12 protein-coding genes are annotated in these 14,732 nt (G+C 45.5%); all 12 read left to right on the plus strand.

Features of this window, described 5'->3' with window-relative positions:
* Positions 1 to 558: 558 nt before the first annotated feature.
* The 12 genes from ACFSVN_RS10945 (at position 559) to ACFSVN_RS11000 (ending at position 14,069) form a co-directional block, all read left to right on the plus strand.
* Complete coding sequence (locus tag ACFSVN_RS10945) at positions 559 to 795, plus strand: antitoxin (RefSeq protein ID WP_390302439.1); 237 nt, start codon at positions 559 to 561, stop codon at positions 793 to 795.
* On the plus strand, positions 795 to 1,199 hold the full coding sequence (gene vapC, locus ACFSVN_RS10950; RefSeq protein ID WP_390303828.1) for a type II toxin-antitoxin system tRNA(fMet)-specific endonuclease VapC: 405 nt from the start codon (positions 795 to 797) through the stop codon (positions 1,197 to 1,199). The genes ACFSVN_RS10945 and vapC overlap by 1 nt, the downstream gene beginning before the upstream one ends.
* Before the next feature lie 673 nt (positions 1,200 to 1,872).
* On the plus strand, positions 1,873 to 2,106 hold the full coding sequence (locus tag ACFSVN_RS10955; RefSeq protein WP_390302442.1) for a hypothetical protein: 234 nt from the start codon (positions 1,873 to 1,875) through the stop codon (positions 2,104 to 2,106).
* Positions 2,107 to 2,132: 26 nt separating this feature from the next.
* Entirely contained in the window at positions 2,133 to 2,735 is a 603-nt protein-coding gene (locus ACFSVN_RS10960; RefSeq protein WP_390302445.1) for a hypothetical protein, read from the plus strand.
* A 747-nt stretch (positions 2,736 to 3,482) separates the two neighbouring features.
* The gene (locus tag ACFSVN_RS10965; RefSeq protein ID WP_390302448.1) at positions 3,483 to 4,640 is read left to right on the plus strand and encodes an ATP-binding protein; all 1,158 of its coding nucleotides are present in this window, start codon (positions 3,483 to 3,485) and stop codon (positions 4,638 to 4,640) included.
* Positions 4,641 to 7,003: 2,363 nt separating this feature from the next.
* On the plus strand, positions 7,004 to 7,228 hold the full coding sequence (locus ACFSVN_RS10970; protein ID WP_390302451.1) for a hypothetical protein: 225 nt from the start codon (positions 7,004 to 7,006) through the stop codon (positions 7,226 to 7,228).
* 1 nt (position 7,229) lies between these two features.
* Positions 7,230 to 7,967 carry a hypothetical protein gene (locus ACFSVN_RS10975; protein WP_390302454.1) on the plus strand — a complete coding sequence of 246 codons (738 nt, stop codon included), beginning with the start codon at positions 7,230 to 7,232 and terminating at the stop codon, positions 7,965 to 7,967.
* 565 nt (positions 7,968 to 8,532) lie between these two features.
* On the plus strand, positions 8,533 to 8,985 hold the full coding sequence (locus ACFSVN_RS10980; protein WP_390302457.1) for an RrF2 family transcriptional regulator: 453 nt from the start codon (positions 8,533 to 8,535) through the stop codon (positions 8,983 to 8,985).
* A gap of 59 nt (positions 8,986 to 9,044) precedes the next feature.
* Positions 9,045 to 9,746: an iron-sulfur cluster repair di-iron protein gene (gene ric, locus ACFSVN_RS10985; protein WP_390302460.1), complete on the plus strand. Its 702-nt coding sequence runs from the start codon at positions 9,045 to 9,047 to the stop codon at positions 9,744 to 9,746.
* Positions 9,747 to 11,994: 2,248 nt separating this feature from the next.
* Positions 11,995 to 13,215, plus strand: coding sequence for a hypothetical protein (locus ACFSVN_RS10990; RefSeq protein WP_390302463.1), 1,221 nt, complete (start codon positions 11,995 to 11,997; stop codon positions 13,213 to 13,215).
* Between the two features lie 7 nt (positions 13,216 to 13,222).
* Positions 13,223 to 13,660 carry a hypothetical protein gene (locus ACFSVN_RS10995; RefSeq protein WP_390302466.1) on the plus strand — a complete coding sequence of 146 codons (438 nt, stop codon included), beginning with the start codon at positions 13,223 to 13,225 and terminating at the stop codon, positions 13,658 to 13,660.
* A gap of 22 nt (positions 13,661 to 13,682) precedes the next feature.
* Positions 13,683 to 14,069 (plus strand): hypothetical protein, encoded by a 387-nt coding sequence (locus tag ACFSVN_RS11000; protein WP_390302469.1) that lies wholly within the window; start codon positions 13,683 to 13,685, stop codon positions 14,067 to 14,069.
* Positions 14,070 to 14,732: the final 663 nt, after the last annotated feature.

Genomic DNA, 14,732 nt, shown 5'->3' on the forward strand with positions numbered 1-14,732 from the left:
AGCCCTTGGCACCCACCCTCACCTTTGTTTCCTCTCCCGGGAGAGGAAGACGCATTAGTGAGATGGGAGATAGGTAATACTTAGTGCGGTTGAAATACGATGGACTTAGTTATTTTTAAATTTTGAATGTTTAAATGTTAAATGAGTCCGACATTTAACATTTAAAACTATGGCATTTAAAATTCATCGAATGAATGCCTCGGACATAAACAAGCGAAAGCCTTCAGGCTTGCCTACATGGCTACCACCTTGCCACAAGCAAGGAACGTGTCCCTCTCCGGAGAGGGAATGCGAAATGAGCCTGCTCATACAGCGAGGGAGAGGAGAGTATGGGGCAAGCAAATTAAATCCATAACGAAATACCCTAAAGCCCCAAACTGGAAGCTGGAGCTTCCGGGACTGCATTCCCAAGCCGGAGCTTGGGAACGAGTTCAAGAAACAAATCTAAAACCTAAAACCTTGAGCCTTGCCCCCAAACCCTAAAACCAATAAAAAAAGAAATAACTTTTCTATGTTATTTTTCGTTATTTACAACACACCTACAAAAAATAAAAGATAATGCCCTTCGAAACAGCCAAGCTTAAAAATAAATCAGGATCCCAAATTATTCAGATACCGGAAGGACTGAAAATTGAGGATGATAAGGTATATCTAAAGAAGGTGGGCAATTCCATCTATGTGATACCATTCCATAAACCCTGGGATTCACTGATTCATGGTACGGAGATGTTTACAGAAGATTATTTAGCTGAAAGGGAGCAGCCGAAAGTGCAAGAAAGAGAGCTTTTTGAATGATAGAATATATGCTGGATACCAATATTTGTATCTATATCATTAAGCGAAAGCCTGAGGCAGTATTTAATCGATTTAAAGAACTAACCCCGGGGAAAGTTGGTATATCTTCCATTACCTTAGCAGAAATGCAATATGGTATTGGCAAAAGCTCAAAACCTGATCAGAATCAGGAAGCTTTAAATCAATTCTTGCTGCCATTAGAAATACTGGATTTTGATACTAAAGCAGCTATTGAATACGGAAAAATACGATCTGCTTTAGAGAAAAAAGGAACACCCATTGGGTCTTTAGACACCTTAATTGCCGCACACGCGAAAAGTGTCGGTGCGATACTCGTAACCAATAACATGAAAGAATTTAATCGGGTACCTGGCTTATCGACTGAAAATTGGGTTTCGGAATAAGTTAAAAGACTGTTTACGGGGTCTTGAATAATTGCGTTGCTTGCAGTCGGGAGATCCCTCGACGTTCGCTTCCTCATCGGGATGACAGGGGCACAATCAACCTCCATGCGCCACTGTCGTGGCAGATGCCCGACCAACGGGAGGCTAGGGTGGGTAGAAAAGGCCCCCATCATCCTGAACGAAGCGAATGCGTAGTGAAGGATCTCCCTGAATCGATTTGGGGTGCTGAACAACGAAACTTTGGTAAGTTATTCCCCATATCAAGGAGATCCCGCATCTTCATATTCATTACGTGCGGGATGACAGCCCTTGGGTAGTTATTTTTTAGGCTCACCCCAACTCCAAAAAAGACCGTCATCCCGGTCAAGATGCAGCGGAGCGGAATCGCCGAACCGGGATCTCCCGGACGCGGGCTTGATGTTAAACAACGAGCCGTTAGCAAATACGTTGCATGCAGTCGGGAGATCCCTCGTCGTTCGCTTTGCTTCCTCCTCGGGATGACAGGGGCGCAATCAACCGTCATAATTCAATAAAAAAACTGTAAGGAATCGGTTTCTAAACGCTCTTACATAGTATGAAAACGTATTATGTATATATGACATCAAATCGGAAAGGAAAGGTTTGATACTAAACAAACTGTTGACATTTGTAAACAAAATGGGGTATATTAAATATGACGGTAAGCAAACATCCATCCAAAGAAATACAATCAGCCATTGAATATGCCGTAGATAAAGGGTGGCGGGTTATTGAAACCGGAAAGTCAGGACATGCATTTTGTCGGTTATACTGTCCGGAACAAAGCAGAGAAGGGTGTCAGCTCTCTGTTTGGAGTACCCCAAGAAATGAAGGCAATCATGCAAAGCAAATAATTAGACGTGTTGATAGATGTCCCCATCATTCATAAGACAGAATTTTTTAACTGAGGTAGCTATGAAAAAAGAAATACACACATTTACACTGTTATTAGATAATGAAAATGAATTAACAAATGAACTGGAAGATGCATTGTTTCAGGCAGGATGTGATGATGGGATACTGTATAGCAAAAATCAGGTGGTGTATATTGAATTTGACAGGGAAGCAGAAAGCCTTGAAGAAGCCGTAATTAGTGCTATTAATGATGTAGAATCAGCAGGTTTCCAGGTAGCACGTGTTGAACCCAGTGACCTTGTTACAAGTGCCGAAATATCACGACGCGCACAACGAAGCCGACAGTCTGTAGCACAAATTATTAAGGGTAAAAGAGGAAAAGGTGGTTTTCCCATTCCGGTAGCCGGGGTGACAGGCAAAACATCCGTATGGAGTTGGGCAGAAGTATCAAATTGGCTTTTAAAAAAGGAAAAAATTGACGATCCATTTTTAGTCAAGAAAGCGGAAGTAATCAGGGACATTAATGATACTCTTGAGTTAAGAAAGAATCCCTTTTTAGCAAAGAAAGTGAATTTCTTTATCCATAAAATTGAACAAAAACCGGACGCAATCAATAGCTTATTATCTGAATCAAAAAGAAAGAAGTACTACAAGAATAAGTAGTTTTTTAGAACCAGATCCCAAACTAATAATAACCTTTCATCCCGAGCAAACTGTAGCGTATGCGGGATCGCTATGCCCAAATCCAAGAAGGCCGTCATCCCGGTCAAGATGCAGCGGAGTGGAATCGCCGAACCGGGATCTCCCTGATGCGGGCTTGCTGTTAAACAACGCCTCGTTGGCAAGTACGTTGCTACGATTGAGGAGATTGCCACAGGCTTTGTTCCCGTTCGGTCAGTGAAGCCTTCGCAAAGTCGAGGTAGTGGTGATATTGTAATGATCCTTTTCGTCGGACCTTGGTCAGCAACTATATGGAATTCCACAAAGGAAATTCTCCCCTTGAGCGGGAGATCAAAAAATTCGGCTGTTCCCGAATTTTTTTCGTGGGGTGTGATCACCAGGGGCAACCGAGGTTGATCTTGACGCATCACCCATACCACCCACCCTCACCTTTGTTTCCTCTCCCGGGAGAGGAAGACGCTTTAGTGAGTTTGGGAGATAGGTAATACTGGGCTGCGGTTGAAATACGATGGACTTAGTTAGTTTTAAATTTTGAATGTTTAAATGTTAAATGAGTCCGACATTTAACATTTAAAACTATGGCATTTAAAATTCATCGAATGAATGTCTCGGATATAAACAAGCCAAAGCTGAAGCTGTGCTTTCTGTCCCTCTTGAGCCTTGCACCTAAAACCTTGAACCTTGAACCTAAAACGTGTAAATTGAAACTAAAGATTTTAAAATACACATATGATACCCAGAATACTTACCAAAGATCTAAGGCATTCGCTGGATCATTTTCCGGTCACGGCTATATTGGGTCCGAGGCAATGCGGTAAATCAACCCTGGCAAAGCATATGATCTCTGAGCTTGATAGGGAGGCCGTTTATCTGGATCTGGAACGTCCATCCGATCTGCAAAAGCTGGAAGATGCGGAGTGGTTTTTGTCTCGCCAAAAAGGAAAACTGGTATGTATTGATGAAATACAGCGTGAGCCGGAGCTTTTTCCCGTACTGCGAAGTATCGTGGATGCGCATGAGCATAATGGACAGTTCTTGATTCTTGGTTCAGCATCAAGGGATCTGATCAAGCAAAGTTCTGAATCTCTGGCCGGACGTATCATCTACAAAAAACTAACTCCTTTTTTATGGGATGAGATCCATACCGAAACAACCCTGGAAGAATATATGGTGAAGGGAGGGTTTCCCCGAAGTGTTATGGTTGGTGAAAAGGTAAGCATGGAATGGCGGGAGAGTTTTATTACCACTTTCCTGGAGCGGGACCTGTTGCAGTTTGCGGGATTCAGTCCGGTCTCCATGCGCCGATTATGGCAGATGCTGGCTCACTCAAATGGCCAAACAGCAAATTACAGTGCATTGGGAAGTTCACTGGGGATCAGTCATACTTCTGTAAAGAAATACATTGATCTGCTTGAAGGCACTTTTATGGTGCGCCAATTAAGACCATACAAAGGGAATACCAAAAAGAGGCTTGTGAAATCGCCGAAGGTGTATATCACGGATAGCGGGCTGACAACAGCACTGCTTAAGTTGAGGTCATTTGAGGAAGCGGCAGGGCATCCCGCATTTGGATCGTTGTGGGAGAGCATGGTGATAGAAAACATAGCCGGCCATTATCCCAAGCTGGAGTTGTCGTTTTACAGAACCAATCACGGAAATGAAATTGATCTTGTGATCAGTGACGGGACCTCAATGATAGCCATAGAATGTAAATCAACACTATCCCCAAATTTAAGCCGCGGAAACTACACAGCTATTGAGGATATAGATCCGGTTAAAACACTCGTAGTGATTCCTGCTGAAAAAGGATATCCCTACAAAGAAAATATAGATGTGGTAACCCTGTCGGAACTGATTAAAATCATTCCTGAATTATTAAAAATTTAAGATCCGTTCCTGGGCCTACGTTCATCCTATTCAAGAAAAAAAGTGGAAGTCTCCCCTTGAGGGGAGATCAAAAAATTCAGCTGTTCCTGAATTTTTTTCGTGGGGTGTGGTCACCAAGGGCAACCGAGGTTGATTTCGACCCATCACCCATACCACCCACCCTCACCTTTGTTTCCTCTCCCGGGAGAGGAAGACGCTTTAGTGAGTTTGGGAGATAGTTAATAGTTTAGTGTTTATGGTAGATACATCAGTTTGAACTCTCGACAGCAGTACGGGACAGGCATGATTTTCTTGATGAAAGGATTAGCAGGATGGATGGGTAATCAAGAACATCCCTTAATCCTACAAATCATGGTTCAGAAGTAAGGAAGTAACTAAAGCACCGTAAACTCCACGCTCCTCCCCGCCCCCGAACTTGTTCGGGACGAGGACCCTTTGGGGTAGTCAAGGTTGATCACGATTCCTTTGCCTTTGGACACCCTCCGCCTCCCATTCGGTCGGCACCTCCCTCAAGGGAGGACTCTCCGGGGTTGTTTCAAAGTATTGATACTTAATCAGCAACTATCTTGTATTGACTAACGAAAATTCTCCCCTTGAGGGGAGATCAATCCAAGCAGTTGTTCCTGCTTGGGATTCGTGGGGTGTGTTCACCAGGGGCAACCGAGGTTGATTTCGACCCATCACCCATACCACCCACCCTCACCTTTGTTTCCTCTCCCGGGAGAGGAAGACGCTTTAGTGAGATAGGAGATAGTTAATAGTTTAGTGTTTATGGTAGATACATCAGTTTGAACTCTCGACAGCAGTACGGGACAGGCATGATTTTCTTGATGAAAGGATTAGCAGGATGGAAGAGGAATAATCAAGAACATCCCTTAATCCTACAAATCATGGTTCAGAAGTAAGGAAGTAACTAAAGCACCGTAAACTCCACGCTCCTCCCCGCCCCCGAACGCTTTCGGGGCTGTCCCTCCAAAGGGACAAAGGTGAATATCGAACACGGAATATTGAATATTCAACATTGAAGTTTTTGAGATTTTAACTTCGGAAACAAGCTATTGAAGTTAGAGAAACCCAACACCTCCGATCTGTGGACAGATACAATTGTGTAAAACTCTTTGCGCCTAGATCCTGTCCCTCTTTGGAGAGGGAATGCGAAATGAGCTTGCTCATACAGCGAGGGAGAGGAGAGTGTGGGGCAAGTAAGGTAGAATCCATGACAAATTATCTATAGCCCAAAATCCTCCTGTACACAAACACCGGGTTCAGTCCTGGAGAGACAACGAGTCTTAAACTGGAGGCAGAGCCTCCGGCAGGCATTACGCAGCGGAGCTACGTAACGAGAATAATCAAGAACATCCCTTAATCCTACAAATCATGGTTCAGAAGTAAGGAAGTAACTAAAGCACCGTAAACTCCACGCTCCTCCCCGCCCCCGAACTTGTTCGGGACGAGGACCCTTTGGGGTAGTCAAGGTTGATCACGATTCCTTTGCCTTTGGACACCCTCCGCCTCCCATTCGGTCGGCACCTCCCTCAAGGGAGGACTCTCCGGGGTTGTTTCAAAGTATTGATACTTAATCAGCAACTATCTTGTATTGACTAACGAAAATTCTCCCCTTGAGGGGAGATCAAAAAATTCAGCTGTTCCTGAATTTTTTTCGTGGGGTGTGGTCACCAGGGGCAACCGAGGTTGATTTCGACCCATCACCCATACCACCCACCCTCACCTTTGTTTCCTCTCCCGGGAGAGGAAGACGCTTTAGTGAGATAGGAGATAGTTAATACTGCGGTACGGTTGAAATGCGATGGACGATGTACCGACCTGCGAGGGAATGTCTCGGATATCAACAAGCAAAGGCCTTCAGGCCTGCCTTAATGGCGACCAACTTTCCACAAGCATGCGGTTCAGCCCTGTTGCGATAACGAGTCATAAACAGGAAGCCGGAGCTTCCGGGAAGGGGTTACACAGCAGAGCGGCGTAACGAGAACAAAGCCCTAACGCTCCTCCCCGCAAGTAACAGCTGAAGCTGTTCTTGCTGTCCCTCCAAAGGGACACAGGTTCTTGCCAATGGTTATAAAGCAGCCAAGGTTTAGGCCTATTAAGCAAGCAAGAACCTGTCCCTCTTTGGAGAGGGAATGTCCCGAACTTGTTCGGGACGAGGGAGAGGAGAGTATGGGGCTATCGGGTTGAATAATGCACGAATGTCCATATTCACCAACGGCTTCAATCCTAACGACTACATGGAGCCCCGAGAATTCGCGGGTATGCCGAGGAAGGATCTCCTCCCTTAAACAAACAATGAATGAAATTGTTAGCTAAATTAGTTACTATTATTACATTCAAACATTATCCTTTCAGTTATGAGCAAGAAAAAGACCATATCTGCCAAATCCTTAAACAGGGCAATGAAAAGTTCCAATCAGCGAGCTATCCGCACCAACAAAGCCCTTGGATTAGATACAGTGTACGTTAAGGGGAAATCAATTATCCGGGAACATGCAGATGGCGGAAAATCAACTATTCAAAAATTGAACGGATCTTCATTAAAGTCACGTACCATCAAAGGACCACTGAAAATCGGGTGATATGGGCAAAAAACGTCTTCGGATGTTCGCAGGTCCAAATGGATCAGGTAAAAGTGAGTTAATAAAAGAGCTTGAAGAAAGAGAGATTCCGCTTGGCCCGCTGGTAAATGCAGATAATATCGCCAAAAAACTTAAAGAATCCGGTTTTATTGATCTGAGTGATTATAAACTCAAAAATATCACGCAAGCCAATTGGGATGAAGCTATAAAATCCATACCTGAACTTATCTCACGGATCAAAAGAATTGGACGTATTCCCGAGGTCTTAATCAAAGAAAACACCTTAGTTTATAAGACTAAGCATTTTGAAAGTTATGTAAGTGCATTATTAGCGGATTTTTTACGATATATGATGGTTGAGCAGAACATCAGCTTTAGTTTTGAAACCGTCATGTCCCATGAAGCTAAGATCACATTTTTGAGCTTTGTAAAAGACAATGAATACACGACCTATTTATATTACATCGCTACTGAATCTCCTGAGATCAATATTGCCAGAGTGGAGAACAGGGTTGCAAAAGGCGGTCATGATGTTCAAAAAGAAAAAATAAGAAGTCGTTATTATAAAAGTTTGGAATTACTCTTCGATGCTTTAAAAACATCCGACCGGGCTTTCCTTATTGATAACTCAAAAAAGAGTAACTTTGTGATACTTGAGAAAAAATATGATGGTTTGGGATATCCACAGGTCGAAACTATGCCCAATTGGTTTATGGAGTTTGTTCATAAGAAATTATAATCGAAGCAGAGTTGCCGTTCCGGGATCTCTAGAAATCGACTTGGGATACTCAACAACATCTCGAAATCTGTCCCTCTTTGGAGAGGAAAGTATGGGGCAGTCAAGGTTGATCACGATTCCTTTGCCTTTGGACACCCTCCGCCTCCCTCAAGGGAGGACTTTATATGGACTTGCGTTTCACGTTTTCAATAATAGTAATAATGCCAACAGAGTGGAAGCCGGAACTTCCGGGACTGCATCCCCAAGCGGGAGCTTGGGAACGAGCTAAAAATAACTCAAAGCAATATCTCCATCTGACGGCTGCATGAGGGTCAGGGACTCCATTCCTGCAAAGAGCCGTCTGATGGATAGATCAAGGCCTTGATGTCTGAAACTGTTTTTCGCTGAAGCCTTCGCAATGACGAGGTGATGGTGAGTTGTAATGATTCTTTTCGTCGGTCCTCCGTCCTCTGTCGTTCGTCACCCAACCCACTTGCACCTCGCAACTAAAACCTAAAAACCACTACCTACTTACCAAAATTATCCGTAAATTAAGACAAATAACTCTTAAATAGATCCATCGGTTATGCTGTTATCAAAATCATGTGTGTATGGCTTGCGGGCGTCCTTATATCTGGCCTCGAAGAAAGACGGTGAGTTCTATTCCCTGAAGGATATCAGCGAAGAGCTGGAGATCTCCTTCCACTTTTTAACCAAGATCCTGCAACAGCTTACCGCCGACGGATTGATGGAGTCCTACAAAGGACCCAATGGGGGAGTCCGCCTCTCACAAAAGGGCAAAGACGCCACCCTGTTTGATCTGGTAGTTGCTATAGACGGACCTGGACTGATCACCCAATGCGCCCTTGGTCTGCCGGGTTGCGGTTCCCAGGAACCCTGTCCCTTGCACGAAAGCTGGGTAGAAACCCGAGGTTCCATCGAAAACATGCTCAAGCGCACCAGCCTGATCGGCATAGCCAAAGAAGGAAAGGAGAAGCACTTCCGCCTGACAGCTGAAGGGCAATTTTCATGGCAGTGAGCTGAATAAAAAAATTTGAATATAAAAAAGACAAAAAACTCTTAAAACTAATAAACATCATGAATACTCAAACACTATCCGAAAAACCGGTTGGAGAAATTGTAGCTGAAGATTACAGAACCGCACAAGTGCTCCGTTCCTACGGACTCGATTTCTGCTGTGGAGGAGGGCGAACTTTAGAAAAAGCCTGCACTTCGAAGAAAATAGAACTGGAGCAGGTCGTGGCTGAAATAGAAGCCCTCAACATGGCAGATAATACCGAAGACAACTACAATGAGTGGTCACTGGACTTCCTGACCGATTACATTGTGAACAATCACCACAGTTATGTACGGAAGATGCTCCCGGAGATCAGCTTCTATGCTGAGAAAGTAGCTCGCGTACATGGAGAACGGAATCCCGAATTATATGATATCCTCCAAAATGTGCAGTTGCTTAGAAGTGAGATGCTGGGACATCTTCAGAAAGAAGAGCAGGATCTGTTCCCGCAGATCAAAGAATTGGTGAGCCAAAAGAAAACCGGTTCCGTAAAATCTGCTATCTTAGAAGCCCTGGAAGAAGAACATGACAAAGCCGGTGATCTGATGGCCAACATCGAGGAGCTGACCAACGGCTTCAATCCTCCGCAGAATGCCTGTGCCTCTTATCGCGTACTCTTCCAGAACCTGGAAGGCTTCCAGCAAGACCTGCACAAACATGTTCACCTGGAAAACAACATCCTCTTTCCCAAAGCGCTGAAGCTTGAGGCTTCGCTGAATTAATAATCTAAGGCAACTCCATCTGACGGCTGACCTAAAGACCGGGCAATCCAATCTTGCCCAGAGCCGTCTGATGGATGGAGTAGGCTTGGTAGCCTTTGGCGAACTCCACCCTCACCTTTGTTTCCTCTCCCGGGAGAGGAAGACGCTTTGGTGAGTTAAAAATTTGAATCATCCACCTCAGTCGTCATCCTGAGCGAAGTGAGGTATACTGTAGGTTTTGTAGTAAAACGCGATCCCGAAAGCGTTCGGGACAAATTCAGCCTTGGCAAGTATTTTGCGATTTGAGATCCCTCGTGTTTAATACTTCAGTCCTTAGCAAACCGATACGCACTCGGGATGACGACGATATTGAGTTTAGGAGGTGGTTACGCATCGGTGAATGTGGAGGACTGCATCAAGATAAACCTAAGTCATCCTGAACACTTGAAGGATCTCGCATAGCCTGATCTAAACTCCATCTGACGGCTGACCTAAAGACCGGGCAGTAGAATCTTACCAAGAGCCGTCTGATGGATGGGTGGAGTAGGCTTGGTCGCCCCTGGTGAATCCCACCCTCACCTATGTTTCCTCTCCCGGGAGAGGAAGACGCTTTGGTGAGTTTAGATATAGAGTATAAGCTGTGTCACCATTGGCTAAAATCTATAATTCAATACAAATAACAACTAAAGAGCTTCCCCGCTCGGGCGGGGATCAAGGGGTGGGTCAAAGGTGCCACGACTAGGTTAGGTAGCCCACGGCTGACCTCCCGTCCTCCCCGCAAGCAACAGGCGAGCTGCTCTTGCTGTCCCTCCAAAGGGACACAGGTACTTGGCGTTAGCTATTAAACAGCCAAGGTTTATATTTATTGATCAAGCAAGAACCTGTCCCTCTTTGGAGAGGGAATGTCCCGAATTCATTCGGGACGAGGGAGAGGACCGTTTGGGGCAACCGATTACGAAAAAGCAAGACTGCTTGTATTAGAAAAAGTCTCCCCTTGAGGGGAGATCAATCCAAGCAGCTGTTCCTGCTTGGGTTTCGTGGGGTGTGGTCACCAAGGGGTACCGTGGTTAATTACAGTATCATTGCCCCTGGTGACCACACCCTCCGCCTCCCATTCGGTCGGCACCTCCCTAAAAGGAGGACTCTCCGGAGTTGTATTAAAGTATCGATACTTAATCAGCAACTATCTTGTATTGACTAACGAAAAGTCCCCTCCTTGCGAAGGAGAGGATTTAGGTGAGGTCGGAGATCAGGTTTGGTAAGCCTGAAATAATTCCACTGCCTGTAATCACCAATCCCCACCTATGTTTCCTCTCCCGGGAGAGGAAGACGCTGTAGTGATATTGGGAATAAGAAAGCTCCCTTACCCTGCGGCGCAACCAAGGCCCCGGAAGTAAGGGAAGCATGCCGGAGGGCAAGGGCGGGGGGATTGGGTTCTGTAAGCAGGGGTAATAAACACCACATGAAGCAGTCAGGATAATATAACCAACTATTAAACTGGAAGCCGGAGCTTCCGGGACTGCATTCCCAAGCTGGAGCTTGGGAACGAGCTCTAAGAACTTCCCCGCTCGGGCGGGGATTAAGGGGTGGGTCAAAGGTGCCAAAGCATCGGAATTAGATTTGTTCGATCATGCCCCCATCTGACGGCTGGCCTAAGGCCGGACAATTCAATCTTGCCCAGAGCCGTCTGATGGATCGGTGAAGAAGACTTGGTTGTCTTTGGCGAACTCCACCCCCACCTATGTTTCCTCTCCCGGGAGAGGAAGACGCTGTGGTGAGTTTGTAAATTGAATCATCCACCTCAGTCGTCATCCTGAGCGAAGTGAGGTATACTGTAGGTTTGTGATATATTACGCGAAGGATCTCAAAGGTAGCTCTGGCAAATAGTGCAAACTTTGAGATCCCTCGTGTTCAATATTTCAGTCTTGTACAGGCCGGTACGCACTCGGGATGACGACGATATTGAGTTTGGGAGGTGGTTACGCAACTTTGTTACTCATTCACTCCGGTCGAAATGAGAATATGGGGTAAGTAATACCTCGAAACCTGTCCCTCTTTGGAGAGGGAATGTTCCGAACGTGTTCGGGACGAGGGAGAGGACCCTTTGGGGCAGGCAAAATGAATCCACAACGAAAAAGCCTAAGCCCCACTTCAACATTCAATGTTCAATATTCAATATTCGATATTCAATACCCTCACTTTCTTCATTTAAACTTTATGAACAAAGAATACTTTGAGTCAGTGCATCAATTTTTAGTATGACCGTTAAATGAGATCATTGATCAAAGATTCAAAGATATGGCAGTGGGCCATGTTCAGTTTTGTTGTGGCAGGACTCACGGGATTTCTATATCGCGTGGGATTCCTGATCCCACTTCCTTTTGAGCTGAACCTGGAAAATATACGTCACGCCCACTCACACCTGATGTTTTTCGGATGGGCCTCCCTGCTTCCTCTCTATTTCATTAAGCTGGATGCCGTCCCCGGTTATCATGCAGCCATAGGTGTGCGACTCATGAGGTTCGGTCTTTGGTCGGTATTAATGTTCGGACTATTGTCCTTTCCTTTCTTCATGATATGGGGCTATGGTTCAGTTGCCATAGGTGAGGCAACCCTGCCATTCTCGGTGATCTTCTCAGGACTGGTGATGATAGGATGGTATATCTTCATGACGGGATACCTGATCACCCGATACCGCAAGCATGGTTTCATTGCCAATGTTTGGTTTGAAGGTGCCCTGGTAATGCTTTTTGTCAGTTCCCTGGGTGCATGGGGGGTGGGTTTGGTTCAAATGCTTCATTTTGGTGGCCCGCTTTTAGGCAAAGCGCTTACTCATTTCTTTCTGGCTACCTTCGTGGAGGGCTGGGTGGTTTTGGTTCTATTAGGACTGATCGTAAATGCACTGAATATTACTGAAGAAGACCTGATGCTTTCACCGGTTGTTTTGGTAGGATTGATCGCTATTGGTTCCCCTCTCACTTTTCCATATGGAATATCTGAATCTATGATGAGCCTGAACTTATCGGTGGCTGCACGTATGGGAGGGGTGTTAGTGGCGGAGGGAGTCCTGCTTTTTGTTTATTCCGTCATCATGTCCCGAAAAGGAAAACTCGGCATCTGGATATGGCCGCTATTGTTTTTAGGGTTGAAAAGCATCATGCAGTTGATCGCTGCCGTTTCCCCGGCAGGACTGTGGCTTTCTGAGTATGGCATACGGATCCTCTATTTACACGTTTTGCTATTGGGTGCCTTTACGACGGGCGTCACAGTGTATTTAATGGAAGGACTCAAGGTAGGGAAAGGATATTTTTATGGGATACTCGGTTCTGTAAGTTTAGTGATCCTGAGCCTGATATTAATGACGACTTTCTGGCCATCGGCATTAAGTGGAATTTGGATATATACTGCACTGGCGGTCGCAGCTATATTTCCGGTGTGTGTAATGGGTATATTTTGGTGGAAGATGAATAAGAGCACAATGAAACCATGATCCTGTTATGCCATTAATTACCCGTCTTTTTATTAGATCAGGCCTGATCTTTTTTCTGATCGCACTGTTGACAGGTGTGAGTTCACAAGCGGAGATCCTGAACTTTGACGGAATCACTCCGCTATTCTGGCATTCCCTGATGGTAGGATGGATCACACAGATCATCATGGGAGTTTCAATGTGGATGTTTCCGGGGCGTATTAAAGAAGAAAGTTTTAAGAACCAGAAATGGGGCTGGCTCACCTTTGGATTTCTCAACCTGGGATTGGGGCTTCGGTTCATCTCGGAGCCGTTTGTGAATACCTCCAATGCCGATATCTGGAAGGTATTACTTGTGATCTCTGCTTTATTTCAATTAATGGCAGTGTTGTTTTATGTGAGGGAGATCTGGCCGAGGGTGATGTCGAAAGATCAGCGCAGGAAAAAGCGAAAAGAAGGAGCTTGAGATGCCGCTCATTTCCCGCCTGATGATAAAACTATCACTACTCTATTTACTGTGTGGAGTAACTCTGGGAGCCTTGATGCTCATTAATAAAGCCTGGCTTATTTCACCTTTGCTTTGGTTTGTACTGCCCATTCACATCGAATTTTTGATCTTTGGGTGGATCATCCAATTCACCCTTGGAGTGGCTTACTGGATCTTACCCCGCTTCCTGAAATCAAAGGGCAGAGGCAACGAAAAAATGGCCCGGATGATGGTTTTCTTCCTTAACGCCGGCATTCTATTGGTCGCTTTCTCCGGATATGGGCTTGGCAGTTCATTCGCACTCACAGGCAGAATATTCGAAACCCTGGCCGTGGTTCTCTTTATTTCACTGCACTGGAAAAGGGTGGTAACCTATAATCCCGGATAGGCTGAGAGAACCTTCAAGCGTCCTGCGGACGCGGAAGCGTTCGTTGTTTAATTAAGCTTAGGGGTCATTTCAGGCACTGACAACGCTTGGAGGAGCTTCCGCACGCTCCAAGGTTGCCTTTTGCCTCAATAAGGAATGAAACAGCGAGGAGTCCTTTCGCCTAAAACCACGATATGAGGTAGGCCTGGCTGCCTCTGGCGAATCCCACCCTCACCTTTGTTTCCTCTCCCGGGAGAGGAAGACGCTGTGGTGAGTTTGTAAATTGAATCATCCACCTCAGTCGTCATCCTGAAAACCTGAAGGATCTTGCAAATTCCGAATCCAAAACTCCCCAAAGAGCTTCCCCGCTCGGGCGGGGATTAAGGGGTGGGTCAAAGGTACCAAGGCATCAAAAGTAAACTTGTTCGATCATGCCCCCCATCCACGGCTGACCTAAAGGCCGGGTAATTTAATCTTGCCAAGAGCCGTCTGATGGATGGGCGAGGCAGGCGTGGTTGCCCGTATCAACAAAACCCAATCCCTGTCCCTTGCCCTCCTGCTCGTCGATACAAATGGAGATGTTATGGCGCCGCCGCAGGGTAAGGGAACTCCTTGGTTAGTATGTAAATTGAATCATCCATCTCAGTCGTCATCCTGAGCGAAGAGGGGTTTAATGTAAGCTTG

Origin of the sequence: Gracilimonas halophila (assembly GCF_042684365.1) — a bacterium.
Taxonomy (GTDB): domain Bacteria; phylum Bacteroidota; class Rhodothermia; order Balneolales; family Balneolaceae; genus Gracilimonas; species Gracilimonas halophila.